Here is a 24,965-nt window from a genome sequence, read left to right as displayed (position 1 = left end):
CCTGGTCCGCATCCGAAGCATCCATCCAGCGGTGCAGGCCCTTGCATGACATCCATCCCACGCGTGTCGTACCGCTGTCGCGGGCTCGTCAACTGCTCTGCGGCGCACCGAACAGCCGGACGAACAGCCGCGCGTCGGGCGTGCCGGTGTGTGCGTGAGTCCGCAGCGGTGATCCGTCGATGCGATTGGTCCACCAAAAGCTCGTCGCCCCGTAGGGGTCGAAATACTGCGAAAGCCCCGGCCACGCCGCCATCGGAGCCGCGTCTTGCCGATGCGACCGCGGCGGCTCGTGTGACCGGCCCGAACCGCCGGCAGCCGCGACTGCGCACCCCGGCAACAGTCGCGCATGCGCGAGCGCCTGTTCGAGGTGTCCGGGCGACTGCGCGTACCGGATCGCATTGAGCAGCGCGCTGCCGATCAGCCGGTAGAACGGATCGGCGGCATCGGGCAGTCCGCTCCAGTAATCCACTGCCCGAATCGGCTGCGTGACGACCAGCGGGTAATAGCGCCCGACGCGATCGCAACTCGGGGCGAGACACCCGGCCTGCACGCACGCCGCGCCCGCACCGGCCGGAATCAGGAAGTTCCACACCGGCGCGACCGTGTAGTAGCGCTCGATGTCGTCGGCGCCGTGCTGCCGCATCGTGCTCATCCCCTGCTGCACCCAACGCTCCCACCAGCGGGCCAGCTCGTGCGGTAACCGCCGGTTGACGAAGTCACCCGCGCCGGGAATCTTTCCGTACCATGCCGGCGACGTGCCTTCGCCCGTGCACTCATCCGATAGCGACACCGCGCTCATGACTTCGCCGGACACGTGAACGACTCCATCTGCGGCAGGCGGAACGGATTACGGATGCTGCCCGTTGTCACTTGGAACGACAGTGGCTTACCGTCGACCGTGAAGCGCGCGACCATCTGCCCGGACTCGCCCCCTGCCGATACCGCCGCACGATCGAACAGCCGATGCATCGCCCACGGCCCTTCGGTGACGAAGCCGCTGGCCGCACCGTTTTGCCCGAATACCTGCAGGCGCACCTGGTTGCTGCCGCCCGGCCCCGGCCACTGCACCGTCGCGGGCACCTGCGGCCCGTGCGCATAGCGGATGACCTGGCCGTCGACGTCGAGCACCATTTCCGTGATCGACGGGTCCATGTCGAGCGGCTTGATCTCGACCTTCAGTTGCGCGTCGTGGCTGCCCGGTGCGAAATAGGTGTCGCGGATGGCGGTTGCTTTCTGAAACGGCGCGAGCAGCGTCGCGTCCGTGCCGTTGGTGCCGGCCGGATGGTTGTTGAAGCGCCACGGGTCCGACGATGTATTCACGAGCGATTGCAAGTGCTTCTGGAAGAAGTCGTCCATCAGCCCTCCCGGCGCGAACATCTGCGCGAAGTCCGCCGGCGCGACGTTGCGTGCCGAGCCGCGCGCGAATGGATAGCGCCCCGCGATCGCCTGCCGGCAAAAATCACCGACGCTGGCGCCGGCGCTCAACGCGACATTCTGTTGTTCGACCGACGCGACGTTGCCGTTCGCTGCATTCGAGAGGTCGTCGAGCATTTCGCGCACGGGCGTCGGTAAGCGGCCGGCCTGTGCGCGCACCTGATCGGGCACGCCGGAAGGCGGCGCAGTGGAGCCGCTGCGCAACGCATCGTCGGTCGCGACCAAATAGGTATAGAGCGCGTCGATCTGCTTGAGCGTCGGATCGAGCGGCCCGGCGCCCGCGTCGCGCTTGCTGCCCGATGACGGCGCCAACGCGCGCAAGCCGGCAAAATGGCTGTCGACGATGTCCTCCGGCTGGGCCGGCGATGGGGCTGCGCCCGCGTCGCCCGAGGACGGCCCGGTGAAAATTTGCGCAAGCGAACTGCGCGCTTCGTCGACCTTGCTCTCCGCCTGCGCCGTGAGCGCGTGCCGGCCGCCCCCTTCGCCGAGCGCCGTCTCATGCGCCAGCGCGCCGACCAGCCGCACGAGCGGCGAATCCTGCGCCGACAGCGTGCGTGCGATCTGGATGCTTTGCGTGAGCGTCGCACCGTGCCGCACCGCGAGATCGGCCAGATAGTCGTCCCAGGTCTTGATGTAGTCGTTCAGATAAAGCTGCCGCACATTGCGCGCCCACGTCGCCGCGTTGCTCCCATTCAGCACCTCGGATGCCGCCAGATTCAATACCCACACTTCCTCGCGGCCAGCAGCGTCGATCTCGCCGGCCAGCCGTTGGTCGAACACACGCCAGTAGCCGCTCGGCGTATAAAGACCCTGCACGCCATCGGCGAGCCCCTTGCCGCTGCGCCGCCGAAAGACCAGCGACGCATCCGGGCCCACGGCCTGTTCGACGCTGAAGTCCCAGGACGCCGTGCTCGCACGCAAGGTGTGCCTCAATTGGCCATAGAGCCGTTGCGCAAATGGAATCTGCCGCAGACGGTCCCGCACATCGGCAACCAGGCGCTCGTTCATCGGAAACGGCGAAACCGCGATCCGGTCGCCGAATAGCGCGGCCAGATGCGCCCGCAGCGACACGCGTTGCGCAGACGGGAAGTCAGCCGGCAGCGAGCGCTCCATTTCGAGATCCACCACGGCCTGCACATACGACGGGTCGAAATGAGTGCGGTCGTACAGCATCAGATAGGCTTTGAGCGCCGCATAGGCGTATTCGTCATCACCGTTGCGGGCGTCGAGCAGCGACGCTTCCATCCGCCGCGCCGCAATCGGCAGGAGCACGTTGTCGAGCGCGCGGCGATAGATCACAGCCGCCGCCTCGTCGATCTTCTCGCCCTGGAACAAGCCCCAGCGATACGCCAGTGGCGGGTTTCGCAGATCGAACCGCGCGGATGCCGGCAGCGCGCGCAACGCGTCGAGTGCAGGCAACAAGCGGGCGATGTCGTCGGAGTCGGTCAGTTTCGCGTGACTCACCTGAGCATCGACCACCGGTACACGCGCGGCCACCTCGTCCAGATAGGCAAGATTGCGCGCGTAGCTGCGCAGCCACATGCCGAGCGCCACGCAGAGCAACAGGGCAAGCGCAGCGTAGCTCGCGATCCGCAGCGCGTGCCGTCGCCGATGCCAGCGCATGTTGCTGCCGGCCAGCGCCGCCTCTCGAAAAATGTGCTCCTGCAGCAGGTTCTTCAGAAAAAAGCTGCGCCCCGTAGAGCCCACCTGTGTCGCCAGCGGCGCACCTTCGATCTTCAGATAGCGCTTGATGCCGCCCATCACGCGATCGAACGCCGTGCCCTCCTGCGTGCCGCTGGTGAAATAGAGGCCGCGCAGCGTCGGCATGGGTCCGAGCGTCGATGCCGAGAATACTTCGGCGACAAACTGGTTCAGCACGTCCTGCAGATCGGCAAACTGCTGCGGCAGCAGATAGGCCATCTCGCGATGACGCGCATCGCTTTGCGCTGCCAGCAACTCGGGCAGTGCATCGTTAAGCCGTTGATGCAGCAACTGATACTCGCGGTCGAACGCAGTGCGCAACTCGAAACCGGGCGCGCTGCTTTCGCGCAGTGCGAACGTGAACCCCCAAACCTGCGCGCGTTCGTTCCTCCCGAGCGCACCGAAATATTCGGTGAAGCCAGCCAGAAGATCGGCCTTCGTCACGAGCAGGTAGACGGGAAACTGGATGCCCAACTGCGTGCGCAACTCTTGTAAGCGGCGACGCAAAACCATCGCGTGCTGGGTACGTTCCGCCTCCGACGCGCCGAGCAGATCGGCCACGCTGATCGTCAGCATGGCCCCATTGAGCGGCTGGCGCGTACGGTACTTTTTCAGCAGTTCTACGAAGCCGTTCCACTCGCTCTCATCGAGCGCGCGGTTACTTTCATGCGTCGTGTAGCGGCCGGCTGTGTCGATTAACACCGCGTCGTTCGTGAACCACCAATCGCAGTGGCGCGTGCCGCCCACGCCGCGAATCGCTGCCCGGCCGAACTGCTCCGCGAGCGGAAAGCTAAGCCCCGAATTCACGAGCGCCGTCGTTTTGCCTGACCCCGGTGCACCGATGAAGACATACCACGGCAACTGATACAGATACTGGCGCGACATGCGCCCGAACCAGTGCGCGAACGCATTGCCCGCACCCTGGCCGTCGCGCGCGCGCGCGGCGGCCCCGAAGCTGACCCGCTTGAGCAGCGTGGCGGCTTCGTCGAAACGGTTGCGCAACGCTTCGAGATGCGGTTGCGTCGTCTCCTGTTGCGAGGGACGCGATGGTGCACCCGCGCGCAACTGATTCAACATTTGTGCGTTCAGTTGTGCCGCGCGCCAGCGATGCCATGCGATCCGCCCTGCCCAAATCGCGATCAGCGCGACGATGAGAAGCAGACGCGCCCACGCGCTATCGAGCGGTCGATAGTCTGCGAATGCGAGCAGCGGGCCTGCAACCCATATCAGCCCCGCAAGTACGACAAGGCCCGCGAAGGTCATCACTTCGCGACGCCGCAGCGGTCGTGCGATGCGCTCAAAAACGGCGTTCATGCTCAGTGCGTCTCCATGACTTTCGGGCCCGAGGCCGGGGCTGAGAGCGGACCCGGCAGGGTGCCGGCTGGGGCGTTGCCCGCCGAGCCGCCCGACGTCGGCGCGAGCATCAGCGTGATCTCGACTCGCCGGTTGCGCGCGCGGTCGGCCGGGTTGTCGTTCGGTACGATCGGATCGAGCGAGCCCCGCCCTTCCGCCGCGAGGCGACGCGGCTCGTTGAGCCGAGCCGCAAGCAAGCTGCGCACGGCCTCGGCGCGCTCCCGCGACAGGTCCCAATTCGATGCGAAGCGCACCGTATGCACGGGCACATCGTCGGTATAGCCCGTCACGCGCACATTGCCGTGCACGCCGTTAAGCGCGTCGGCGACGCGCATCAATACGGGCACATAGCGGTCGATGACATCGACCGAACCCGATGCGAACAGACCATCGCCACGCAGGACCACGACACTGCGATCGGCCTCATCGCGCACGGTGACGAGGCCAGCCTGGATTTCGGGTTGGAGGAAGCGGGCGAGCCGCGGTGACGGGGCCGGAGCCGGCGGGCCTTGAGCCGGCTGCAGTTGCGGCAGATGCAGCGCATCGATCGATGCGAACAACTGATCCGAATGATTCGCGAGCATGATTCGCAACGTGACGAACACGCCGACGCCGACGAGCAGCGCGAGCACGGCGTAGACCCACAGGGGCGCCACGGGACGCTTTACCGCATCGTTTGTCTGCACGTCGCGCCAATGCGGCGACAGCGCTGCGTCGTATTCGCCGCGCATCGAGCGAATGGTTTGCGCAAGCTGCTGGCGTAGCGCTTCGAGCTGCGAGCGACCGTTGTCGAGCACGCGATAGCGGCCCTCGAACCCGAGCGCGAGACAAAAGTAGAGCAGCTCCAGCAGATCCAGATGCTGACGCGGATGCTGCGACAGGCGCTCCAGCACTTGGAAGAATTTCTCGCCGCCCCATGTCTCGTTGTGGAACTGCACGAGCAAACTGTGCGCGGACCAGACACCCGCACCCCACGGCGTCAGCGCCGCTGCCTCGTCAAGCGCCGTGCACAGGCAGTAGCGTGCGCCGATGATGGCTTCGGGAGCGACGCCCGCCTGCTGCGCGCGCGTCTCGAACTGGCGGATTTCGGCGGCCAGATGCTCCCGCAACCACGCAGGGTTGGGGTGGTGCACGGCCGAGCGAATCTGCGGCACAAGGTTCAACAGCGGATTGGCAGCCGCGACGAGCGGGTTGGTGCCGCTCGCCGCCCAGTGACCGGGCGCCGGTTCGGCCGCCCCCGCCGCCGCAGCGGACGACGGCGCAACGCCTGCGCCGCCGGTACCACCGGGATTGGGCGGAACAAAGCCGCCGACACCGGCGGCAAATGAATCGGAAGGAGAGTTCATCTGGAATGCCCTGGTTCAGCGCCTAGCCTCGAATCGCCCAAAACGCCATCGACAGCGAAGGAAAATCACCGGCGATATGGAAGCCGAGCCCGCCTGAGCGCTCCAACTGACGCCATAGCTCACTGCCCTTGTCGATTTCGAAATAGGTGTGGCCGGCGTGGTACGGAATCTGCCGCGGCGCGACAGGCAACTGCCGCATGCCGATGCCAGGCAGTTGCAGATGGACGAGGTCGTGAATGCGTTCGACGGGCCCAAGCTTCGCCTGCGCCGGAAAACGCGTGCGGAGCGCGTCCGCAGGCACATCGGCATGGACGGCCAGCACAAAACCGGCTTGCTCCCGCAACGCCGGATCGGCGATCACCGCAACCCGCACGCCGTTTCCTGCATCGGCCAGTTCGATCTCGATCGCATTCTGTTCGAGCACCGCGGAAAGGGCCCGGCGCAGCTCCGTCATCAACGCACCGAAAGTCGTGCGCAGATCGTCGTGGTAATAGATCGGCAATGTCTGCGGACGCCGCCCCGCCGCCGTAAAGGTGCAGAGGTCGCACGAGAGCTTGAGCCAGTCGCAAAATAGCGTTTCGGGATGCACGACCACGTTCTGCTGCGCGTGCCACGTCACCGCCAGATAGCGGTTAACCAGTTGCAGCAACAAAAAATCGGCAACCTCGGACACCCCGCCGCGTCCCGGCTGCGCAAGCCGCTCGCCCAGCGCGTCGCCGCGTTGCGCAAGCAACCCGTGCAGCTCCCGCGTATAACGCACCAGCAACGGATCACGCCCCGCGACGAGCCGCGGCGGAATGTAACTCTCGTCGATCACGAGATGCCCATCGGCCGCTCGCTCGACGACATGCAACACGCCAAGTGCCTGCCAGTCGCCCGTCAGCTCGGCTTCGTGCATCAGCCGCGCATTCAGACGCCCGGTCTGCAACAATGCCGGCCCAAGCGCGACCGTGTTCGCGTCCGCTACTTCATGCTCGCACACCGTATAGCGGGCGTGGTCCGTATGGGCTTCGCCGCCGAACGATACTTCTTCGCCACCTGCTCGCCACAGGGGCAAGGCCAACACCACGAGCACATTCTTTGCGTCCGCGGGTAGGTCGAATGGCTCGGGACGATCATCCGGGTGCGAAAGGTCAAAGGGCGTACCGTCGCGCATCACGCCCGATGCGGACAACAGCGCGATCTTGCCCAGCGCGAGCAGATCGCGGTCGATCTCGAGTTCGTCGAAGCCCCAGAAGAACCCCTGCAATGCGCCGCAACGCACACGAACGTAACGTTCCCAATGGCGCTCAAGCTGCTGGAAGTGCTGCGGACGCAGAAACATCCCTTCGGTCCAGACCACACGCTGGCGCAATGCCGCGACCGACGTTGAAGACAAGATCGGCTCGGTCATTGGTATTCCTGGAGGTTGTTGCCGGCAAGCTGCGGGCGCACGAGGTTGTCCAACGCGGCCTGGTTGCCCAGCGCAACGCCACCGTTCTTCACCGCGACCGTCACCTTCATCTCGGCGGGCGAGGTCTGCCAGAAACGGTAGAAATTGAGGTGCTTCGGCGGCGGCAGGGGGATCGTCAGCTTCCAGCGGCTCTGCTCGATCTGCCGGTACTCCGCGACCACGCCGATGGCGTGCGCGTCGACGCTGCCCGAGTAGTGCAGCGTGCGGGACTCGCCCGGACGCAGGATGACGCGGTCGACACCGATCAATTCGCTGCCGAGCACACCCTCCGGCTTGCTCTGCAATGAAAAGAAGTCAGCGCTGTCGAACGCCGAAGACGCCTTCAATTGGAACACCTTCAACACGATCGGCGTCGGTCTGCGGCTGGCATCCGGATTCACGTCGCCCGCAACGTTGAACGTAACCGAGTACGGCGCCGCGGCGGCATGCTCTGTGGAAGCGCACCCCGGGACCAATAGTAGACATGCCGATACCAGACAACTGGCGGGCCATTGCAATTGCCTCATTCCGTTTTTCAACCCTAGATAAAAGTCATCGAATCTTTGCCGACAATATGGCAAATGGCTATCTGAATTCCAGGCAAATTTATATTTGCAATAACACGAAAATCTCACCGCTTACGCGAAAAAATAATCGACAAAAAATTCTTCCTCAAGCGCCACCCGCCATCATTCCATTTCAGGAAAAACGGCTGAGCCCGCTCATTGAAACTGGGCGGTGAAATCGCATAAACGCTACTGTGTACCCCTTACGGCGCGGCGCGCGAAGGCAAGGCGCCCGCAGCCGGATGGTTGACCGGGCCGATATCGCCAAAAGAGAAGTAGCCGGGCTCAAATGTGGCTGAACTATAGCGCCGATTTTTTTACGACTCAAGCCACAGATTTTCACGTCTATGCAAAATGAGTAGAAATTCACCCACCAAATTGCAACAGAAAGTAACGGATATGTCGTAAGCCGTTATTAGCAGGACTAAAATCACAGCCAGCCACGCTTCAACCGCTCAGCCGCTTTTATTCCAACGTTCGTTTCTTTCAGAATGAAATGTTCGCCATTCAGTAGTGCCGTGCTGTTTTGCAGCGCGCTCATGCTCGGCCTCAGCGCGTGCAGTACGCCCGCTTCCCGTGCGCAGTCGGCCTCGCGTGCGACGCTCGACAGCGCACATGCCGCGTATGACAAAGGCGACTACGAGCGCACGCTCTATGTGCTCGGCCACTCGCACGATCTCGATAGCGCGTCCCCCGATATGGAGGTCGAGGCGCACAAGCTGATGGCATTCAGCTACTGCTTGACGAACCGCATCACGCTTTGTCGAGCGGAGTTCACGAAGATCCTCAATATCGCGCCTCAATTCGAACTGTCCCCCGCCGAGAAGGGACACCCGATTTGGGGGCCGGCATTCGAAGCAGCGCGCCGCAAGCATGCGGCGTCGTCGTAAGCGCGTCAGCCTCACGCGCACTCCCCCATCCGAACACGTATCGACCCATGCAACTGATCGTTATCGAGCACGCAGGCCAACCGGTTAGCCAGGACCGGCGAACCACCGTCGTGTTCCACCCGCCCGGTGGCACCATCGGCCGGGACCATGACAACCACTTGGTACTGCGCGACGACACGCGGCAGATTTCGCGGCTGCAAGCGCTGTTGCAGATAAACGGCGACACCTGTTCGCTGAAGAACTTGAGCAGCGTCGCAACCATCGAGGTCAACCATGCCCCGGTTGCGTATGCGCAGAGCCAGAACCTGCATACCGGCGACCTGATCCGTATCGGTTCGTACGTGCTGCGCGCAGAGGCGCCAGCCTCGGTTCATGTGACGGCAGACGGCCAGGGAGACGCCGAAGCGGATGTCGCGATGGCGCAGCACGCCGCCGTGAGCGAGGCCGCACCGGACCGACAGGCGGCGAGTTTGCCCGACCCGCGATGGCCCTCCTCCCAGCCCCGTTTTGACAGCAAGGCCGCAACCGGCAAGCCACCGTCGCAACCGGACAACGCAACCCCTGTTGCTGCCGGCGCCCATGCACCGGTCCGTGGCGAGCTTCGACAGCTTTCCACCGATCCGCTCGATCTGTTCGGCGTCCCATCCGCCTCGGCCGGCATCGATCCCTTGTCTTCAGTCGGCGCATCTGCCGTCACGCAATCGGATCACCATCCCGACTGGACAAGCCACGTCCGCCTGCAAGGCGTCGCAACGACATCGAAGCCAGAACCCGCGGAGACGCACACCGCCGCAGGCGACCCGATCGTAGCCAAGCCCCCACCTCCCCCCTCGGAAGACGCGACTGCGCGCACAAGCCAACCGGCATCGGCCGACGCGCTGCTGCGCGCGTTCCTCGAAGGCACCGGTCTTGATCCGTCGACGCACCGTCAGTTGTCGCCGGAACAAATGCTCGTTGCGGGACAATTGCTGACATTGTTTGCGAACGGCACAGTCGAACTGCTGTCGTCGCGCAGCATCCTGAAGCGCGAGGTCAAGGCGGATATGACGATGCTGCTCGATCGAGAGAACAATCCGCTCAAGCTGCTGCCTGACGGAGGCTCCGTATTACGGCAGATGTTCGGCCTCCCGTTTCCGGGATTCATGTCGCCGCAAAGCGCTGTGCGAGACGCATTTCAGGACCTGCACGCACACCAGATCGGCATGGTTGCCGGCATGCGGGCAGCACTGATGGATCTGCTCGCGCGCTTTTCCCCGCAGCGCCTGCGCGAACGCGATATCGCGCCGCGCTGGTATGAACGCTATGTGCCAACGCTCTACAAGGCTCGCATGTGGGACCGCTACGTCACCACCCATCGCGATGCCATGTTCGCGATCGAAGACGACTTCGCGTCCGTATTCGGGAAATCGTTCCTCGCCGCCTACGACGCGGAAGTCGAAGGCTACCGCGGCCACGCCCGCACCTGAACGCGCGACCGAATGAAGATTTCGCACGCGCAGTTTTCGCACTCGGGAAGCAGAACGACCAACCAGGACGCGATCGGTCATGTCGCCTACGACGCACGCGAATGCTTCGTCATCAGCGACGGAGTCGCGGGTGCACCTGGCGGAGAAGTCGCCTCGAAACTGGCTGTCGCAACGGTGCTCGCGCAGTGCGCCGACCGCACGCACCCGGACAACAACGAACAGGGCGACGCGCTGCATACGGCCATCGCCGCCGCCAATCAGGCGATCCTGGCGGAACAGCAACGCACGCCGGCGCAACGCAGAATGGCCGCCACCGTTGCGGCGCTGCTGATCGACCAGCGGCAATGCACTGCGCAATGGGCGCATCTTGGCGACAGCCGTTTGTACTTGTTTCGTCGCGGCGTCCTGATTGCGCGAACGCGCGATCATAGCCTCGTCCAGCAGCTTGCCGATGCGGGCCTACCCTGCGACGGCATCAGCCCCCGGCTGCTGCATCTCGCGCTCGGCGTCCGCGCGGATGCAGGACCGAGCGTCGCCAGGGCAATCCCGATCCACGATGGCGATGCGTTCCTGCTTTGCACGGACGGCTTGTGGCAGCAGTTGCCTGACGACGCAATCGAGCACAGCCTGCGCATCGTGCATACCGTCGACGACTGGTTGGCCGTGTTGGTCGAAGCCGCCAGAACGCACGCCGGTCCCGACGGCCAGACCGACAATTATTCGGCGCTCGCAGTATGGATCGGCCACCCCGAACGCGTCACGCTTGCCTCGATCCGATAACGGCAGGCGACGTGCCTCGGTCCCGTTCCCAAGGCGGGATCTGATGCGCGACGCAAGGCGCCGCGCATCGTCCGCCGAACGCGCTTATCGGTTGGCGACGCCTACCGGCACAGCCGAATTCGAGCGCCGCTTCATTGCATGGCCGAGCCACATGACCACGAGCCAAACCGGCACGAGCCAGACGGAAACGGACAGGCCCGGCGTGAACGCGAGGATCCCGAGGACCATCGCCATGAACGCGAGGCAAATCCAATTGGCGACCGGATAGGCGAACGATTTGAAGACGAGTGGCTGGCCCGCTGCGACCATCGCTTTACGCGCCTTCAAATGGGTGAGACTGATCAAGGCCCAGTTGATGACGAGCGCCGCGACGACGAGCGCCATCAGGATGTCGAGGGCGCGCGCCGGAATCAGATAGTCGACGATGACACACGCGAACGTCGCAACCGCGGACAATCCGATGGCGACATACGGCACGCCGCGGCGATCGACCTTGAGCAGTGCGCGCGGCGCATTGCCTTGCTCGGCCAGGCCGTAGAGCATGCGGCTGTTCGCATAGACAGCACTGTTGTAAACGGAGAGCGCCGCCGTCAGCACGACGACGTTCAACACATTGGCCATCAGCCCGGCGCCGAGCTGCGAGAAGATCATCACGAACGGGCTTCCGCCTTGCGCGACTTCGTTCCACGGATGCAGGGCGAGCAGCACGACGAGCGAGCCGATGTAGAAAATCAAAATGCGGTAGAGCACTTGATTGACGGCTTTCGGAATCGTGCGTGCCGGATCGTCGGCTTCGGCCGCCGTGATACCGATCAGTTCAAGCCCGCCGAACGAGAACATGATGACGGCGAGGGTCATGAACAACCCGTTGAACCCGTGGGGAAAGAACCCGCCATAGCGCCACAGGTTCGAAAACGACGCCTGCGGCCCGCCCCGCCCGCTTTCGAGCAAATAAGCGCCAAAGACGATCATGCCGACAACGGCCACGACCTTGATGATCGCAAACCAGAATTCGGTTTCTCCGTACGCTTTGACGTTGGCGAGGTTGACGGCGTTGATGACGACGAAACACACGAGTGCCGAAACCCACGTGGGCACGCCGGGCCACCAATAATGGATATAGGTGCCGACGGCCGTGAGTTCGGCCATACTGACGAGTACGTAGAGCACCCAGTAATTCCAACCGGAAAGAAAGCCGGCAAAGTCGCCCCAATACTTATAGGCGAAGTGACTGAATGAACCGGCTACCGGTTCTTGCGCCACCATCTCGCCAAGCTGGCGCATGATCATGAACGCGATCAGGCCGCCGATCGCATAGCCGAGGATCATCGAAGGGCCGGCCGCCTTCAGAACGCTGGCCGATCCGAGAAACAACCCGGTGCCGATCGCGCCGCCGAGCGCGATCAATTGAATGTGGCGATTTTTCAGCCCGCGCTGTAAGCCGCTGTGCTCCGTGGGACGCGTCAAGACAAACCTCCTCTCCTGGTGGGAACGATGCATCGCTCAAGTGCCCGGCCGACTCATGATCGATCGGGCAAAGCCCATTATCATAGCGAGCCGCATCTCTCTCACCCATTGCGGTCAACCCGCACTCGGCGCGTGCGGGCCGCGGGCGCCGCCTTCGAACGAGCCCCATCGGACGGCCGTCAATGATGACGCCAGCGCAATGCGGCTCAATTCACGAGTGGGCAGGCTCCGTCGTGGATGTGCCAAGGATCCGTTCGGACAAACCGGTGTCGTAGCTGGAATGCACGTGCACGCGTTTCTTGTCGGGGAAGGCATAGGAATACGCTTTGCGCAGCGCGAGCGATGCTTCGTGGAAGCCCGACAAGATCAGCTTTTGCTTGTTTGGGTAAGTTGCGATATCCCCCACCGCGAAAATACCCGGCACGGATGTTTCGTAGTACGAAGTATCGACGTTGACGCGGCCCACCCGCACATCGAGGCCCCACTCGGCGATCGGCCCTAAATCCGCCACCAGCCCATAGAGCGCGATTAAATGATCCGCTGGGAGGGTGGCGTCCGCGCTGAGCGTTTTGACGTCGATCGACTGCAATACACCGTCGGGGGCATTGAGCCTGGCGATCGTGCCGACCACGAGCTCCATTTGGCCGGCGGCGACGGCTCGCTTCATCTCTTGCACGGTGGCATCGGCTGAGCGAAATGCATTGCGCCGATGCACGAGCGTGATGTGCCTGGCGTGCCCCCGCAATGCGAGCGCCCAATCGAGCGCCGAATCGCCGCCGCCCGCGACGACCACGCGCTGGCCCTCGAACATCGCCCGCTTGCGCACGGCATAGTGAACGGAGCGTCCTTCGAGCGCTTGCGCTTCAGGCAGCCCTACCCGCTGAGGCACGAACGCGCCATTGCCGGCCGAGAGCAGCACGGCGGCGGTATCGAACACCAGGCCGCGGTCGGTCGTGACGCGCCAGCGCGGGGTGTCGGCCACGCGCTCGACACGCATGACACGGTGCCCCAGATGAATCGGCGGCGCAAACGGCTTGCATTGCTCCATGAGGCGATCGATCAGCTGATGGGCCGTACAGACCGGTACTGCGGGAATGTCGAAAATGGGCTTGTCGGGATACAGCTCGATACATTGACCGCCGACTTGCTCAAGCGCATCGACGATATGACAGGACAAGCCGATGACGCCCGCCTCGAACGCTGCGAAAAGCCCTACCGGTCCCGCGCCGATGATGACGACGTCGGTGTGAAGCACCGATTCGTCGCTCGGTGCCGCTGCTTCACTCATGATCGCTACCTCGTTGATGTCGATGATGTCGATGGCCTTGCCAATGATCTTGCTTGATCAAGGCCGATGCATCGAACGTGCACGGAAGGGTTCGCCAGACGCATGCACGACTAGAGCCAGTATAGGGAGAACCCCGATGCGACACGGCCGTGGCCCGCCGGCGAGTAGGGAAAAGCATGCAACCGCGCGCTCGAGCGTCGAGCGCACAAAGCAAAAAACCCCACGTTCCGGAAAACGTGGGGTTCGTCGGCAATGAAAGGGACCGCGCGCGCGGCGCCTTTCGTGCGACTAGACCGATACAGCCGGCTTAGAAGCGGTGACGCAGGCCAACCGTAGCAACCTTTTGGTTGTCCGACGACGACAGACCACCGAAGGTGGGGTTGTAGATCGATGCGCCAGCCGTGCTTGCGTGTTGGTAAACGACTTGAGCGTAGACGTCCGTGCGCTTCGACAGCGAGTAGTCAGCTTGCGCGCCGACTTGGTGGAAGCGTGCACCCGAGGTGTTCAGCGCGCCCGAACCTTGCTGATCGGTGAACGTGTATGCCACGCCCAGGCCCAAAGCCGGCGTCAGGTTGTACTTGGCGTTGACTTCGTAGTTGTCTTGACGAAGCGAAGCGGCAACCAGGAAGTTGTCCAGACGCGTTTGCGTCCACACTGCGCCGACTTGCGCCGGGCCGAACGCGTAAGATGCGCCCACGCCGTACGTACGGTCACGGAAGTTGCCGTTCGCGACAGTCGCTGCATTGTCGGTCGCGCCCGGGGTGTTAGCCAGCGGGTTGTTCAGTTGAGCGTACGACGCTGCAACGCGCAGACCTTGGTACTGATAAGCCGCACCGACGCTGTATTCGCGGTTGTTGTCGAACCGGCCAGCCTGGTTCGAGAAGCCGTACGTGCCGCCGAACGTGAAGCCTGCGTAGTTCGCGCTCGTGAACTTGATCGAGTTGTTGACCGCGTTGCCGCCGTTCGTGTTCAGGTTGTCGAGGTTGCCGACGTGAGCGAACGACGTGCCGCCCCAGCTGCCCGTTGCGCTCAACGGAGCCAGGAAGTCTTGTTCGGCGTCGTATTGCTTACCGAGCGTGACCGTGCCGAAGTTGCTCGACAGGCCAACGTACGATTGACGGTTGAACTCGCTGCCGCTGTTTGCGTAACGGCCGCTGTTCAGGTTGAAACCGCTTTCCAACGTGAAGATTGCCTTCAGGCCGTTGCCCAAATCTTCAGAACCGCGCAGGCCGAAACGGCTTTGATCGATGCCGCCCGACGTTTGTTGCCAGTTAGCGTGGCCGGTGACGTTGCTCGTGTAGGTGATGCCTGCATCGATCACGCCATAGAGCGTGACGCTGCTTTGTGCGTGGGCTGCGACTGCGAAAGAGGCGGAAACCGCTGCGACGACCAGGGTTTTTTTCATTTGGGAAGTCCCTTTTATAAAACTGGCTCACTGCCAGACTTCGGAATAGACGGCTTGACCCTCGACACCGCTATTGACGCGGCTACGTAGTCAAAACGATTGACCCGTCCGATGAGGGGCGAGTCTACGTGGTGACCCTAGCTAGGGTATACGTGCATCACGCAACACATTCTTGCTCAAAAAGAAACAATCAATCTGGGAAAACCCCTAGTTCATTGTTTTTGAACAGATTTGGTTTGTGATATGGGGGAGGAAGAAGTGGCCCGGCGCTCGGCGATTAAGCTACTACAGAGTTGCTAAATGGCAACGCTTTTAATATGACCGTCATCGGTCCGAAGAAACCGCGCGGATGGCATTTTGCGCATAGCCACTCTCTTTCCGCAAACGACTGGGTCTCGCCTGCCGCCCGTTCTGGCAGGCAGCGCGATGACGATAGCGGCAAAGGGCAAAAAAAGACGGCCCGCCGACGAAACGCCGAACGGGCCTAGGAGGGTTGGCCTCGAGATAGCCAAGGCCGACTATACCTAATCGAAATTCGCTCCGGGGGATTTCGTAACGAACGGTAAGAACTTTTTCGACGCGATCAGGGCAGGGGCGCGACTCACCGCCTAAAAACACTGTCCTCGGGCTGGACGGTCTTCTTCTCGACGGCTTGCAGGCGCCATACGCCGTCCGTCGGTCCGACCGTACCCGACGCCCATTGGGCGCCGCCTTGCGCCGCCGTCGGGCATTCACGGTCCACATGCAGGCCGCGCAATGTGCAGAGCGGCTGGTCGGCCGTCGGTGCGCAAAGCTGGGTCACACCCCCTTCATCACGTAGTTCCCCCCAGGGCGGGAGGTCGATCCCGTCATGCGATTCTCTGGACCATACCCGCTCATCGGTGTCGAGCCAGAGCACAGCGTAATCATGATTGACGGTGGGATCCGAACCGTTAATCAAAATAGTCAGACGCATCTCCTATCCCCCAAACGATGTTCGCCGAGACATAAAGTCTATGTCGTGACCACTCGATTGCAAGAGGAGGAAATCACAGCCCAGGTCAATCGCGATCGGGAACAAAGGGGGAGCAGATTTGCATACAAGTTGCTATTGCACACCGTACCCGCGGGCTTGCATACAGTCCCCGTATGCTTGCCAGTAGCTCGTCATGGGCGGCGGCGGTGGCGGCAACGGAGGCAGGCCGGCGGTGCCGGAGACGGAAGGCGAAGTGGAAGCCGGCATCGAGCCGGAAGCACTGGATGCTGGCGCGGCCCCCTGTGCAGCACGCCCGTTCGCCGCCGCGGTCTTGGACTGCGCCCCCAGCCCAGGCACATCGCTGGCCGCGGGCGCCCCGCTCGCTTCAGTCCCTGTTGCCCCAACCTTCGGCGTATGCGAAACGCTGCTCGATGCGCCGAGTGGAGCGGGCAACGGCGGCTCGCTGGCCCCCCGGCCCGCATCGGCGCCAAAGCGAATCGCGTGCGTCGCTTCGGGACGCTGCGACTGACGGGCCATATTGACGCCCGTCTGGCGCTTCGCCTGCCAATAACAATAGGCACTGTCGACGCCCTGCTGCGCCGCGCTCTGGCTGCGCAGCGGGTACACGGCCGGCTGCTGCGCGAGCGCTGTCGTCGCCTTTGCGACCAGGAGCGCGCTGGCGATCCACAAAATCTTCATCTTTATCTTCATCGGCTCTCGTTTCTTCCACGTCCGTATTCAATCGACTCCGTGCCGCACATGCCAGCCACAACGGTAGCCGTGCTGGGTCGGCGCGGCCGACGAACGCCTGTTTGCCCTATCGCCAGCATAGAGGCCTTGCGAGCCTTCGAGACGAGAGAGTATCGGCAGGATCGGCCATATCCTCTGCAATAAGGGACGGACTTATCGTCTTAGTAAACTTTATGCGCATAAATTTCTTATTCGTTTTTTAGCGCAAACGCAGCGATGCGTCGAAACGTGATGTTTCGGGAAGCCGAACAAAAGCCGAATCGACGGACAGCCCCATCGCAGAAGCCGAATCGCCAACGGTCACCGTGCGGCCCCATCGCGGGGCGCTACGTAGCGAAAGGTCAAGTTGATTCGCTCTCCGCGCAAACCGGGCACCTTTGCCACGCGATGCCGCCAATCGCGCTGAGTTCGTCCGCGCATGACGAGCAGGCTGCCGTTCGTCAGCTCATAGGCTCGCAGTTGCCCCGTCGCGTTGTGCCGAAGATCGAACCGCCGCGCGACGCCCAGGCTCACCGAAGCAATCACCGGCTCGGCGCCGAGTTCCGCTTCGCGATCGGCGTGCCAGCCCATGCTGTCGTCTCCGCTGCGATATCGATTCAACAAGACGCTGTTGAAGCGCGTCTTGCACGTCGTTTCAGCGAGCGAACGCAGGGCCTGGACTGTCGGCGTCCAGGCAAGCGGCTCGTTGCGAATACCGGAGTACACGTAGACGGTACCCGGATCCCCCTGCCAGGCGGTGAGGCGCGGCAACGGCTTGATGCCGCCGGGCGTACCGATCAGATCCTGCTTCCACTGCACTTCGTCCAGCAATGCGGACAGCGCGACAGACGCCTCGTCGGGCGACAACCAATGCGGGTACCAGTCGACATCGACTTGCGGCGCCCCGCCGAACATGTCATCGATCATTCAATCAACACCTTCAAAACCTATGTGCGATTCGGCTCGACTCGCCTGAAAACGAAAACCGTCATCTCCCCGCCCATTCCTATTCCTATTCCGATTCCTAGTTGCTGCATGGTTATCGCACGACGAACGCATCATGCCATCCGATATCTTGCTGATACGCCGAGCGCCGCCCCGATGTATCTACTGCGACGCCTGCAAGGAAACGCGTCCATCGCTATCATTGAGCCCTTTCAAACTCCGGGCTTATGCCATCACCGTCGATCATGCCACTTTCCGACGATGCTCTCGACCAGCTGTTCCGCGAAGCACGCACCCATAGCGCCTGGCTGCCCAAACCGGTCGACGATGCCCTGCTTCGACAACTGTTCTCGTTGGCCGCCATGGGCCCCACGTCGGCAAACTCGAGCCCGGGCCGCTTCGTCTTCGTCAAATCGGCCGAAGCCAAGGCGCAATTGAAGCCTGCGCTTTCGCCCGGCAACGTCGAGAAGACGATGGCGGCCCCCGTCACGGTCATCGTCGGGATGGATATGGCGTTCTACGACTATCTGCCGAAATTGTTTCCGCATACGGATGCGCGCAGCTGGTTCGTCGGCAACGACGATTTGATCCGCGCCACGGCGCAGCGCAACTCGTCGCTGCAAGGGGCTTACCTGATTATGGCGGCACGGTCTCTGGGACTGGACGCCGGCCCGATGTCGGGCTTCGACGCTGCTAAGGTAGACGAAACGTTTTTCGCCGGCACGACGATCAAGTCGAATTTCCTGATCAACCTCGGCTACGGCGATCACGCCAAGCTGCATGCGCGCAACCCGCGCCTCTCGTTCGATGAGGCGGCTCGCATTGCGTGAGCCCGTGGGCCCCATGACCCGCTCGCGTCCGAGTGACACCTTGCCAGCGATAGGCCGGCAAGGTGTGCGCGACTGCGGGATCTTGTCGTGCGCCGTCGATTACGTCAGCAACGCAATATAGAAAACCGTGGCACCGATCAGTGCGCCGACGAAGCAAAAGCCTTCGTCCTTTCCGTCGCCGTCCGAGCGCAGCCATGCGCCCGCTACCCCGAACAGCCCGGCGATGCCCAGCGCGACGAATACCATCACGACGTCGAATAACGCGCTACGGCCGAGCTCCAGCCAGTCGAGGCGACGCACGATGTAATAGACCGCCAGCGCCATCAACGAAAGGCCCACGAGCGGCAGCATGACGTGACTGCCCTCGTAGCTGAGATGATGCGCGCGGTGCGGCCGGTGGTGTCCCCATTTGACGGTTTTCATTATTCGCCTCCTCCCTCGCGAACGCCGAACCACGCGAATCGAATCGTGCAACGAATCGATTCGTGCCTATTCGTAGCTTAGAACCATTTCACAACGTGGGAAAGCAGGGTGAGTCGCGACACCGGCAGGCACCGGGCAGCATCCGGCAGGGTTCGTGACCCATCGGTACAATGCTTCACGCTGCCGCTCCGCGCGGCATGAACTGCCGCCATGCGGCACCCTTACGCGGCATCCTTCCTCATTCGCTATGCGTCGCTCCTCTTTCTTTACCCGCGCGATTCTGATCGGCGTGTTGACGCACCTGTACGTTGGGTTGCGCATTATTCCCGAGTTGCCGGTCGGCTGGCCGGTCAAACTGCTTGCGGCTTTCGCGCTGGTGTTGTCGTGTTGCTTGATCCCGCTCGGGATGCTGGCTCGAACGTTCGAGCGCCAGCCTCAAGCCGATCGCATTGCGTGGGTCGGCCTGATCGCAATGGGGCTCTTCTCGTCGCTGCTCGTGTTCACGTTCCTGCGGGACATCGTGCTCGCGTCGGCGCTGACGATCGATGCACTCTCGGGTCACGCGCTTGCGCTCGACCGCTGGCGAATCGATACGGCCGTGAGCGTCCCCGTGCTCGCGCTGCTATCGACGGCGATCGGTTTCATCAATGCGCGGCGGCGTGCCAAAGTCGTATCGGTCGATGTCCCCATCGACGGGCTACCCGCCTCCCTCGACGGACTGACGATCGTCCAGATCAGCGATATCCACGTTGGGCCGACGATCAAAGCGCGCTATGTCGAGGCCATCGTCGACGCCGTCAACCGTCTGCAACCGGATTTGATCGCCGTAACGGGCGACATCGTCGATGGGAGCGTCGCACAGTTGGCCAGCCACACGCAGCCGCTCGGGCGCCTCACGGCCCATTACGGTACCTATGTCGTCACGGGAAATCACGAGTACTACTCCGGCGCGGCTCAGTGGATCGCGGAATTCGAGCGCCTCGGATTGCGCGTGCTGTTGAATGAGCACGTCGTGCTCGAACATCGGGGCACGCCTTTTATCGTAGCGGGCGTCACCGATTATTCGGCGGGCCACTTCGACGAAGCGCATCGCAGCGATCCTGCCGCAGCGTTGGCCAATGCGCCCGACGACATCGACATCAAGGTGCTGCTGGCCCACCAGCCGCGGACAGCCCATGCCGCTGCGAATGCGGGCTATACGCTGCAGTTGTCGGGGCATACCCACGGCGGGCAGTTTTTCCCGTGGAATTTTTTCGTCCGCCTGCAGCAGCCGTTCACCGCGGGGCTCGCGAAGCTCGATGCGTTGTGGATCTACACGAGCCGCGGAACGGGCTATTGGGGCCCGCCCAAGCGGCTCGGTGCCCCCTCGGAAATCACGCGCCTGCGGCTGGTTGCCGGCCAGCAGATCTGAAATCCGGAGCCGCCGATTCCGGCCGATGAACCACTGCGCCGCTATGGCCTGGGCACGGAGCGGATATCGCCGATCTCGCTGCCGGCGGCGCCTGCGTTGTCGCCGTAGGTCGGAGGCACGCCACCCGCATCGCAGGGATGCACCTTCCGGTCGCGAACCGCATGCGGTCCGACGGGAGGCGCCTCGACGGAATCGCCAAAGCGGGCGCGCACGAATGCGCGTAACAGCGCGATGCGCGGATGATCGCCGTCGGCCTCGCAGGGATCGCTTGCACGGAATCGCACCCAACAATGCGTGCCTTGCTCGCCGCGCAGCCACCGCAGCTCTTCCGCGCGCTCCAGAACTTCGACGGCGTCTGCCCATTCACCCGATGGCGAAAACGGCTGGGCCAGCTTGCGCAGCGTACCGTGCGTCAACGTAATGACAACGCACGGTTCGACTTCGGTGAACACGATTTCCTCTGCATCGTCGACCAATGCGCGCGCGCACCAATAATCGAGTGCGCGGCCCTCGAGTTCGCTCGTTTTCATAGCACCTGTCCTCCCAGTGACTCTTTGTGCGGCAGATGGGGCGGATGCACCGGCATTCGAATGCGCGCGACGAGCGGATAGTGATCGGACGCGCGCCGCGCGAGCACGCTGCGGTGGACGGTGACGTCGACCAGATAGTCGCCCGGGTGCATCCATATTCGGTCGAGCGCAAAAACCGGGCAGAACGTTGGAAACGTACGAGGCGCGGGTGCCCGCCGAAAATGCGAAACGAGCGCGCGCAGTGCTCGCCCGCGTACGAACCACTCGTTGATGTCTCCCGCCAGAATGACCGGCAGTTCGCTATTGTCGAAGGCTGCAAGCAGGGTGCGCACCTGCGTGCTCCGTTCGGTGGCGGACAGCCCCAGATGGGTCGCCACGACGCGGATCAGGCGCCCGGCACATTCGATATCGGCATCGAGCGCCCCGCGCGGCTCGCGCCCGTGGAACGACAAATCGACGGTCCGCGCCATGCGCACGGGCAATCTGGACAACACGGCGTTGCCGTAACGGCGCTTCGGCGTATCGAGTGTCGGTCCTTCGACAGCGGACATCCCGGTTGCCTCGCGAAGCTGGGATAGCACATCGGGCGCGTCCGAGCCGCCGAGCGGCACCTCCTGCAATGCAACAATATCGGCGTCGAGTTCGTCGATGACCTGCGCGATGCGCGCGATCATCTGCCGCTTCGCGTGCGCGGTCCATGCGGGCAGGCCGCCGTGAATGTTGTAGGTCGCGATCTTCAGTTCGCAGACTCGCCCCCGGACGGCGTCCGCACGGCCCTGGAACTCGGCGGTATCGGTTGCCAAATCCAGCGAAGCCTCCTCGTGTTCGTTCAAGTTCATATTCACTTGCGCCGCCCCAGCCAGCGATGTAGTAGCACCGAGATACCCACGAGCACCGAGCCTATCGCCAACATGGCAAGTACCGAGCCGAAATCAGGATGGCGAATGGCATTGACCAACTGATGAGCGAAGGTGACAGTCAGCAAGATGCCCGGGACCATCCCGAGCACGGACCCAATCATGAAATCGCGCAGACGGATGTGCGAGGCGCCGGCAACGAGGTTGACAATGGTAAAAGGCGCGATCGGCAACAGCCGCAGGATGATGACGGTGACGATACCGCGTTCCCCGAGGCGCTCGCTCAACCGATTCGCGCGTGTCCCGGCCAACCGGCGTACCGCATCGCGCCCTAACACCACACCGAGACCGTAGGTGGCGAGCGCGGACAGCATCGTTCCCACCAGCGCGTATCCGATTCCGGGCCATGCGCCGAAGACCAGCCCCATCGCGGCAATGAGCAGCGTGATCGGCACGGACACGATCGCCGCGGCCACATATCCGCTCAGGACGATCAATGGCGCCAATGGCAATGCATCGATTCGTCTGATGAGTATGGCGAGCTCGGCCAGATTGAGATGGTGCCCGATCGGCGTAAACTGCCAAACCGCGGCCAGGATCGCCACGGTGAGGACCAAGCCCCCGAGCACAAAAAAACGCGTCGTCAATGAACGATGCCGGCTCTGGGGGATGAACTCGTTGACGAGTTGGTCCGGTGCGATCGGCTGCTCCGGATCCAGCCACGCGTTGAGCGGCACGAGCGCATCGAGATCGGCCGTCACGACGGGGGTGAACGGTCGCAACGTTCTTCCCCGGGGATGCGCCAACGTACCGATAGCCGCGTTCAAGCGAGGCTCGCGCGCCAACGCGCCTGCGACATCGGACTGCGCAACATCGAGATGCTCGGCCAGCAGTTGGTTGCGCCAGCGCCCGATCGCCTCACGCACGCGTGCATCGCCGTTGGCATCGAGCGTCACATTGCATTCCGTGTCGAGCACCATCGACCGATTATTCAAGTTCGCACTGCCCACTGTCATCAACGTATCGTCAATGATCATGACTTTGCTGTGGACGTTGACGCACCCCTCGCCCAGACCGTCGACATGGGGGCAATACATGCGAAAGCGCCCTTGCGCGTCCGCATCGAGGAGGGCTCGATGCAGGCGCGCCCGCAACACGCCCATTGTGGCCTCTTGCAGCCATCCGCTCTGCACGCGCGGCACGACCACCGCCACATCGGGCCCCTCGTCTTCCGCGAGGCGACGGCTTAGGGCCTCTCGGACAACAGCAGCGGTGAAGTATTGGTTCTCGATATAGATATTGACGCGCGCCGACCCGATCGAATCGGAGATCAGGGTGCGGACTTGCTGAACCGGTTCGCGTGACCTGTATGGCGGCTCCGTGAGCGAAATGCCGAGCATGACGTTGCGCAGTTCTACCGGTGCGTCGGGCGGCCAGGGGTCCGCCTCGCGATCGACGGCCCGATGCGCGCGCAACGCGATGCGTTTGCCACATGAACGATGCCAGCGCTCGCGAGCGAGCGCGCCGATCGCCGCGGCCGCATCGCCATCGAACATGGCCTGAACGTCATGAAACGGGCCATACTGCTGCCCGCTGGCGTCGCGACGCCGAGCGTCGTTCGCCAAATGCGCCGGTGTATCCCAACGCGAGCGCGTCAGATCGAGCCCGCCGACAAATGCGAGTCGATCGTCGATCGCCACGATCTTTTGATGGTGGGAGGCGCCGCGCGGGTGGGTCCCGTCCTGACGAAATACGATCCCGCGCCGCGAACGCCAGCCCGTTTGATAAACGGGCATCCATTCGCGTTCGAACGCATAGATCATGGCGAAGTCCCACGCGAGGATGTAGATCCGCAAACGTCGACGTATCGTGGCCAGGGCTTGCAGGAACTCACCCAATGGCGCAGGGAGGCCATCGTTTGCGCCTTCTGGAACGAGCTGCATGCGGCTGTCGATGTCCCAGCCCACGATAAAGATCGTGCGCTCGGCCCGGGCAAGCGCCTCCCGCAGGGCGGAAAAGTATGCGCTGCCGTCGATCAGCAGTGCGAATCGGTCTGCATGGACAATCGATTCGCAGTTGCGCCCGACCTCCAGCAGCCCATGCCGACGCGGGAACGTGCCCAACTCGTCGGCCGGCTCGTTCGTACTGATTTCAACGTTTACGTCTGCGGTACCCGTCATCGTCGAATAGGCAACGGTCAAATGATCGGCACCCCGCCCGTGACTGCTACGGTTGCACCCGACACGTAGCTGGCGTCGTCGCTTGCGAGCAAGACGTAGACAGGCGCGAGTTCTGCCGGTTGACCCGGGCGTTTCATCGGCGTCTGTTTGCCGAATTCCTTGACGTTGTCGGGCGGAAGCGTTGCTGGAATCAGCGGTGTCCAGATGGGCCCCGGGGCGACGCAGTTGGCGCGAATCCCGCGTTCCGCCAACAACTGTGCCAAGCCGCCGGTGAAGTTTTGAATCGCCCCTTTTGTGGTCGCGTACGGCAGCAGCGTAGGCCGCGGTTTATCGGCGTTGACCGACGTCGTGTTGACGATCGCGCTGCCCGTCTTCATATGCGGCAGCGCCGCTTTCACCAATCGAAACATCGCTCCGATGTTGACATCGAAGGTGCGGTCCCACTCGTCATCGGAAATATCCTCGACCTTCTCGAAGTTCATTTGATGCGCCGCATTGTTCACGAGGATGTCGATGCGGCCGAACGCATCCACCGCGCGATCTACGATTTCACGCGCCTGCGCACGTTGCGCCAGGTCGCCAGCGACAAGCACGGCACGCCTGCCCGCTTGCTCCACCCAGCGAGCTGTTTCGCGGGCGTCATCGTGTTCGTTGAAATAGGCGATCACGACGTCGGCGCCTTCGCGCGCAAACGCGATGGCGACGGCACGGCCGATGCCGCTATCGCCCCCGGTAATGACCGCGGCCTTACCCGTCAGGCGCCCGCTCCCCTTATAGCTGTGTTCGCCGTGATCGGGCTGCGGAGACATCGGTGCGGTCTTGCCCGGGACTTGCTCCTGCTGCTGCTCCGGCATGGGGGGTGTCGGTCTGCTCGTCATTGTCGGCTCCTCGATAGCAAGCGCCGCAAACGCGGCGCCAATGACCAACGGCGAGCAACGCGCATGCCCCGGTATGCCCGATAGCGGCGACCGGAGGCA

The 24,965-nt window shown here is 63.1% G+C and carries 22 protein-coding genes; 6 read left to right on the top strand and 16 right to left on the bottom strand.

All coding sequences use genetic code 11. The features are described from left to right. Nucleotides 1-88 precede the first annotated feature (88 nt). From tagF to tssJ, 5 genes are read right to left on the bottom strand one after another with little or no spacing between them, the layout of a single operon-like run. Nucleotides 89-799 carry a type VI secretion system-associated protein TagF gene (gene tagF, locus ACTHL0_RS10515; RefSeq protein ID WP_440566682.1) on the bottom strand — a complete coding sequence of 237 codons (711 nt, stop codon included), beginning with the start codon at nucleotides 797-799 and terminating at the stop codon, nucleotides 89-91. Next, the gene (tssM, locus tag ACTHL0_RS10510; protein ID WP_440566665.1) at nucleotides 796-4,449 is read right to left on the bottom strand and encodes a type VI secretion system membrane subunit TssM; all 3,654 of its coding nucleotides are present in this window, start codon (nucleotides 4,447-4,449) and stop codon (nucleotides 796-798) included. Before tssM ends, tagF begins: the two co-directional genes overlap by 4 nt. Before the next feature lie 2 nt (nucleotides 4,450-4,451). Further along, nucleotides 4,452-5,834 (bottom strand): DotU family type VI secretion system protein, encoded by a 1,383-nt coding sequence (locus ACTHL0_RS10505; protein WP_440566664.1) that lies wholly within the window; start codon nucleotides 5,832-5,834, stop codon nucleotides 4,452-4,454. 22 nt (nucleotides 5,835-5,856) lie between these two features. Continuing rightward, on the bottom strand, nucleotides 5,857-7,227 hold the full coding sequence (gene tssK / locus ACTHL0_RS10500) for a type VI secretion system baseplate subunit TssK (protein WP_440566663.1): 1,371 nt from the start codon (nucleotides 7,225-7,227) through the stop codon (nucleotides 5,857-5,859). Then, nucleotides 7,224-7,793: a type VI secretion system lipoprotein TssJ gene (gene tssJ / locus ACTHL0_RS10495; RefSeq protein ID WP_440566662.1), complete on the bottom strand. Its 570-nt coding sequence runs from the start codon at nucleotides 7,791-7,793 to the stop codon at nucleotides 7,224-7,226. The genes tssK and tssJ overlap by 4 nt, the downstream gene beginning before the upstream one ends. On the opposite strand from tssJ, the gene ACTHL0_RS10490 reads away from it, so the two are divergent. From ACTHL0_RS10490 to ACTHL0_RS10475, 4 genes are all read left to right on the top strand, one after another. Beyond that, nucleotides 7,751-8,008, top strand: a complete 258-nt coding sequence (locus ACTHL0_RS10490) for a hypothetical protein (protein ID WP_440566683.1) — start codon at nucleotides 7,751-7,753, stop codon at nucleotides 8,006-8,008. The two genes, tssJ and ACTHL0_RS10490, sit on opposite strands and share 43 nt — an antisense overlap. A 363-nt stretch (nucleotides 8,009-8,371) precedes the next feature. Beyond that, on the top strand, nucleotides 8,372-8,722 hold the full coding sequence (locus tag ACTHL0_RS10485) for a TssQ family T6SS-associated lipoprotein (RefSeq protein WP_440566661.1): 351 nt from the start codon (nucleotides 8,372-8,374) through the stop codon (nucleotides 8,720-8,722). A 47-nt stretch (nucleotides 8,723-8,769) separates the two neighbouring features. Then, nucleotides 8,770-10,188: a type VI secretion system-associated FHA domain protein TagH gene (gene tagH, locus ACTHL0_RS10480; protein ID WP_440566660.1), complete on the top strand. Its 1,419-nt coding sequence runs from the start codon at nucleotides 8,770-8,772 to the stop codon at nucleotides 10,186-10,188. Between the two features lie 12 nt (nucleotides 10,189-10,200). Then, nucleotides 10,201-10,968, top strand: coding sequence for a PP2C family protein-serine/threonine phosphatase (locus ACTHL0_RS10475; protein WP_440566659.1), 768 nt, complete (start codon nucleotides 10,201-10,203; stop codon nucleotides 10,966-10,968). 84 nt (nucleotides 10,969-11,052) lie between these two features. Here the strand turns inward: ACTHL0_RS10475 and ACTHL0_RS10470 are convergent, their stop codons facing one another. From ACTHL0_RS10470 to ACTHL0_RS10445, 6 genes are all read right to left on the bottom strand, one after another. Next, on the bottom strand, nucleotides 11,053-12,435 hold the full coding sequence (locus tag ACTHL0_RS10470; protein WP_440566658.1) for an amino acid permease: 1,383 nt from the start codon (nucleotides 12,433-12,435) through the stop codon (nucleotides 11,053-11,055). Between the two features lie 211 nt (nucleotides 12,436-12,646). Continuing rightward, complete coding sequence (locus tag ACTHL0_RS10465; protein WP_440566657.1) at nucleotides 12,647-13,723, bottom strand: NAD(P)/FAD-dependent oxidoreductase; 1,077 nt, start codon at nucleotides 13,721-13,723, stop codon at nucleotides 12,647-12,649. A 307-nt stretch (nucleotides 13,724-14,030) separates the two neighbouring features. After that, nucleotides 14,031-15,128: a porin gene (locus ACTHL0_RS10460; RefSeq protein WP_440566656.1), complete on the bottom strand. Its 1,098-nt coding sequence runs from the start codon at nucleotides 15,126-15,128 to the stop codon at nucleotides 14,031-14,033. Nucleotides 15,129-15,729: 601 nt separating this feature from the next. Beyond that, a complete protein-coding gene (locus tag ACTHL0_RS10455) occupies nucleotides 15,730-16,083 on the bottom strand; it encodes a DUF3564 domain-containing protein (protein WP_440566655.1) in 354 nt (117 codons plus the stop codon). A 132-nt stretch (nucleotides 16,084-16,215) separates the two neighbouring features. Beyond that, nucleotides 16,216-16,782 carry a hypothetical protein gene (locus tag ACTHL0_RS10450; protein WP_440566654.1) on the bottom strand — a complete coding sequence of 189 codons (567 nt, stop codon included), beginning with the start codon at nucleotides 16,780-16,782 and terminating at the stop codon, nucleotides 16,216-16,218. Nucleotides 16,783-17,133: 351 nt separating this feature from the next. Beyond that, on the bottom strand, nucleotides 17,134-17,739 hold the full coding sequence (locus tag ACTHL0_RS10445; protein ID WP_440566653.1) for an alpha-ketoglutarate-dependent dioxygenase AlkB family protein: 606 nt from the start codon (nucleotides 17,737-17,739) through the stop codon (nucleotides 17,134-17,136). A 263-nt stretch (nucleotides 17,740-18,002) separates the two neighbouring features. On the opposite strand from ACTHL0_RS10445, the gene ACTHL0_RS10440 reads away from it, so the two are divergent. Next, complete coding sequence (locus ACTHL0_RS10440; RefSeq protein ID WP_440566652.1) at nucleotides 18,003-18,587, top strand: malonic semialdehyde reductase; 585 nt, start codon at nucleotides 18,003-18,005, stop codon at nucleotides 18,585-18,587. Between the two features lie 99 nt (nucleotides 18,588-18,686). On the opposite strand, the gene ACTHL0_RS10435 is transcribed toward ACTHL0_RS10440, so the two are convergent. Then, entirely contained in the window at nucleotides 18,687-19,010 is a 324-nt protein-coding gene (locus tag ACTHL0_RS10435; RefSeq protein ID WP_440566651.1) for a hypothetical protein, read from the bottom strand. Between the two features lie 247 nt (nucleotides 19,011-19,257). Here ACTHL0_RS10435 and ACTHL0_RS10430 point away from each other — a divergent pair, with 247 nt between their 5' ends. Beyond that, nucleotides 19,258-20,421, top strand: coding sequence for a metallophosphoesterase (locus ACTHL0_RS10430; protein ID WP_440566649.1), 1,164 nt, complete (start codon nucleotides 19,258-19,260; stop codon nucleotides 20,419-20,421). 41 nt (nucleotides 20,422-20,462) lie between these two features. On the opposite strand, the gene ACTHL0_RS10425 is transcribed toward ACTHL0_RS10430, so the two are convergent. The 4 genes from ACTHL0_RS10425 to ACTHL0_RS10410 are packed head-to-tail and all read right to left on the bottom strand — an operon-like array spanning nucleotide 20,463 to nucleotide 24,866. Then, the gene (locus ACTHL0_RS10425) at nucleotides 20,463-20,951 is read right to left on the bottom strand and encodes a phage protein NinX family protein (RefSeq protein ID WP_440566648.1); all 489 of its coding nucleotides are present in this window, start codon (nucleotides 20,949-20,951) and stop codon (nucleotides 20,463-20,465) included. Beyond that, the gene (locus tag ACTHL0_RS10420; protein WP_440566647.1) at nucleotides 20,948-21,790 is read right to left on the bottom strand and encodes an endonuclease/exonuclease/phosphatase family protein; all 843 of its coding nucleotides are present in this window, start codon (nucleotides 21,788-21,790) and stop codon (nucleotides 20,948-20,950) included. Before ACTHL0_RS10420 ends, ACTHL0_RS10425 begins: the two co-directional genes overlap by 4 nt. Nucleotides 21,791-21,792: 2 nt before the next feature. Next, a complete protein-coding gene (locus ACTHL0_RS10415; protein WP_440566681.1) occupies nucleotides 21,793-23,988 on the bottom strand; it encodes a VTT domain-containing protein in 2,196 nt (731 codons plus the stop codon). A gap of 17 nt (nucleotides 23,989-24,005) precedes the next feature. Next, on the bottom strand, nucleotides 24,006-24,866 hold the full coding sequence (locus ACTHL0_RS10410; RefSeq protein ID WP_440566646.1) for an SDR family oxidoreductase: 861 nt from the start codon (nucleotides 24,864-24,866) through the stop codon (nucleotides 24,006-24,008). Nucleotides 24,867-24,965 lie beyond the last annotated feature (99 nt).

It is taken from the genome of Trinickia sp. (genome assembly GCF_051961175.1).
GTDB lineage: Bacteria > Pseudomonadota > Gammaproteobacteria > Burkholderiales > Burkholderiaceae > Trinickia.
Note: the sequence above shows the minus strand (reverse complement) of the source record. Positions and strands in the feature narration are given on the sequence as shown.

Coding starts and splice junctions, on each gene's coding strand:
- ACTHL0_RS10450 (WP_440566654.1), bottom strand. CDS start 16,782: ATGAAGATTTTGTGGATCGCCAGCGCGCTCCTGGTCGCAAAGGCGACG.
- ACTHL0_RS10505 (WP_440566664.1), bottom strand. CDS start 5,834: ATGAACTCTCCTTCCGATTCATTTGCCGCCGGTGTCGGCGGCTTTGTT.
- tssJ (WP_440566662.1), bottom strand. CDS start 7,793: ATGAGGCAATTGCAATGGCCCGCCAGTTGTCTGGTATCGGCATGTCTA.
- tagH (WP_440566660.1), top strand. CDS start 8,770: ATGCAACTGATCGTTATCGAGCACGCAGGCCAACCGGTTAGCCAGGAC.
- tagF (WP_440566682.1), bottom strand. CDS start 799: ATGAGCGCGGTGTCGCTATCGGATGAGTGCACGGGCGAAGGCACGTCG.
- tssK (WP_440566663.1), bottom strand. CDS start 7,227: ATGACCGAGCCGATCTTGTCTTCAACGTCGGTCGCGGCATTGCGCCAG.
- ACTHL0_RS10420 (WP_440566647.1), bottom strand. CDS start 21,790: ATGAACTTGAACGAACACGAGGAGGCTTCGCTGGATTTGGCAACCGAT.
- ACTHL0_RS10410 (WP_440566646.1), bottom strand. CDS start 24,866: ATGACGAGCAGACCGACACCCCCCATGCCGGAGCAGCAGCAGGAGCAA.
- ACTHL0_RS10490 (WP_440566683.1), top strand. CDS start 7,751: ATGCCGATACCAGACAACTGGCGGGCCATTGCAATTGCCTCATTCCGT.
- ACTHL0_RS10440 (WP_440566652.1), top strand. CDS start 18,003: ATGCCACTTTCCGACGATGCTCTCGACCAGCTGTTCCGCGAAGCACGC.
- ACTHL0_RS10435 (WP_440566651.1), bottom strand. CDS start 19,010: ATGAAAACCGTCAAATGGGGACACCACCGGCCGCACCGCGCGCATCAT.
- ACTHL0_RS10465 (WP_440566657.1), bottom strand. CDS start 13,723: ATGAGTGAAGCAGCGGCACCGAGCGACGAATCGGTGCTTCACACCGAC.
- ACTHL0_RS10425 (WP_440566648.1), bottom strand. CDS start 20,951: ATGAAAACGAGCGAACTCGAGGGCCGCGCACTCGATTATTGGTGCGCG.
- ACTHL0_RS10460 (WP_440566656.1), bottom strand. CDS start 15,128: ATGAAAAAAACCCTGGTCGTCGCAGCGGTTTCCGCCTCTTTCGCAGTC.
- tssM (WP_440566665.1), bottom strand. CDS start 4,449: ATGAACGCCGTTTTTGAGCGCATCGCACGACCGCTGCGGCGTCGCGAA.
- ACTHL0_RS10415 (WP_440566681.1), bottom strand. CDS start 23,988: ATGACGGGTACCGCAGACGTAAACGTTGAAATCAGTACGAACGAGCCG.
- ACTHL0_RS10485 (WP_440566661.1), top strand. CDS start 8,372: ATGCTCGGCCTCAGCGCGTGCAGTACGCCCGCTTCCCGTGCGCAGTCG.
- ACTHL0_RS10445 (WP_440566653.1), bottom strand. CDS start 17,739: ATGATCGATGACATGTTCGGCGGGGCGCCGCAAGTCGATGTCGACTGG.
- ACTHL0_RS10430 (WP_440566649.1), top strand. CDS start 19,258: ATGCGTCGCTCCTCTTTCTTTACCCGCGCGATTCTGATCGGCGTGTTG.
- ACTHL0_RS10455 (WP_440566655.1), bottom strand. CDS start 16,083: ATGCGTCTGACTATTTTGATTAACGGTTCGGATCCCACCGTCAATCAT.
- ACTHL0_RS10475 (WP_440566659.1), top strand. CDS start 10,201: ATGAAGATTTCGCACGCGCAGTTTTCGCACTCGGGAAGCAGAACGACC.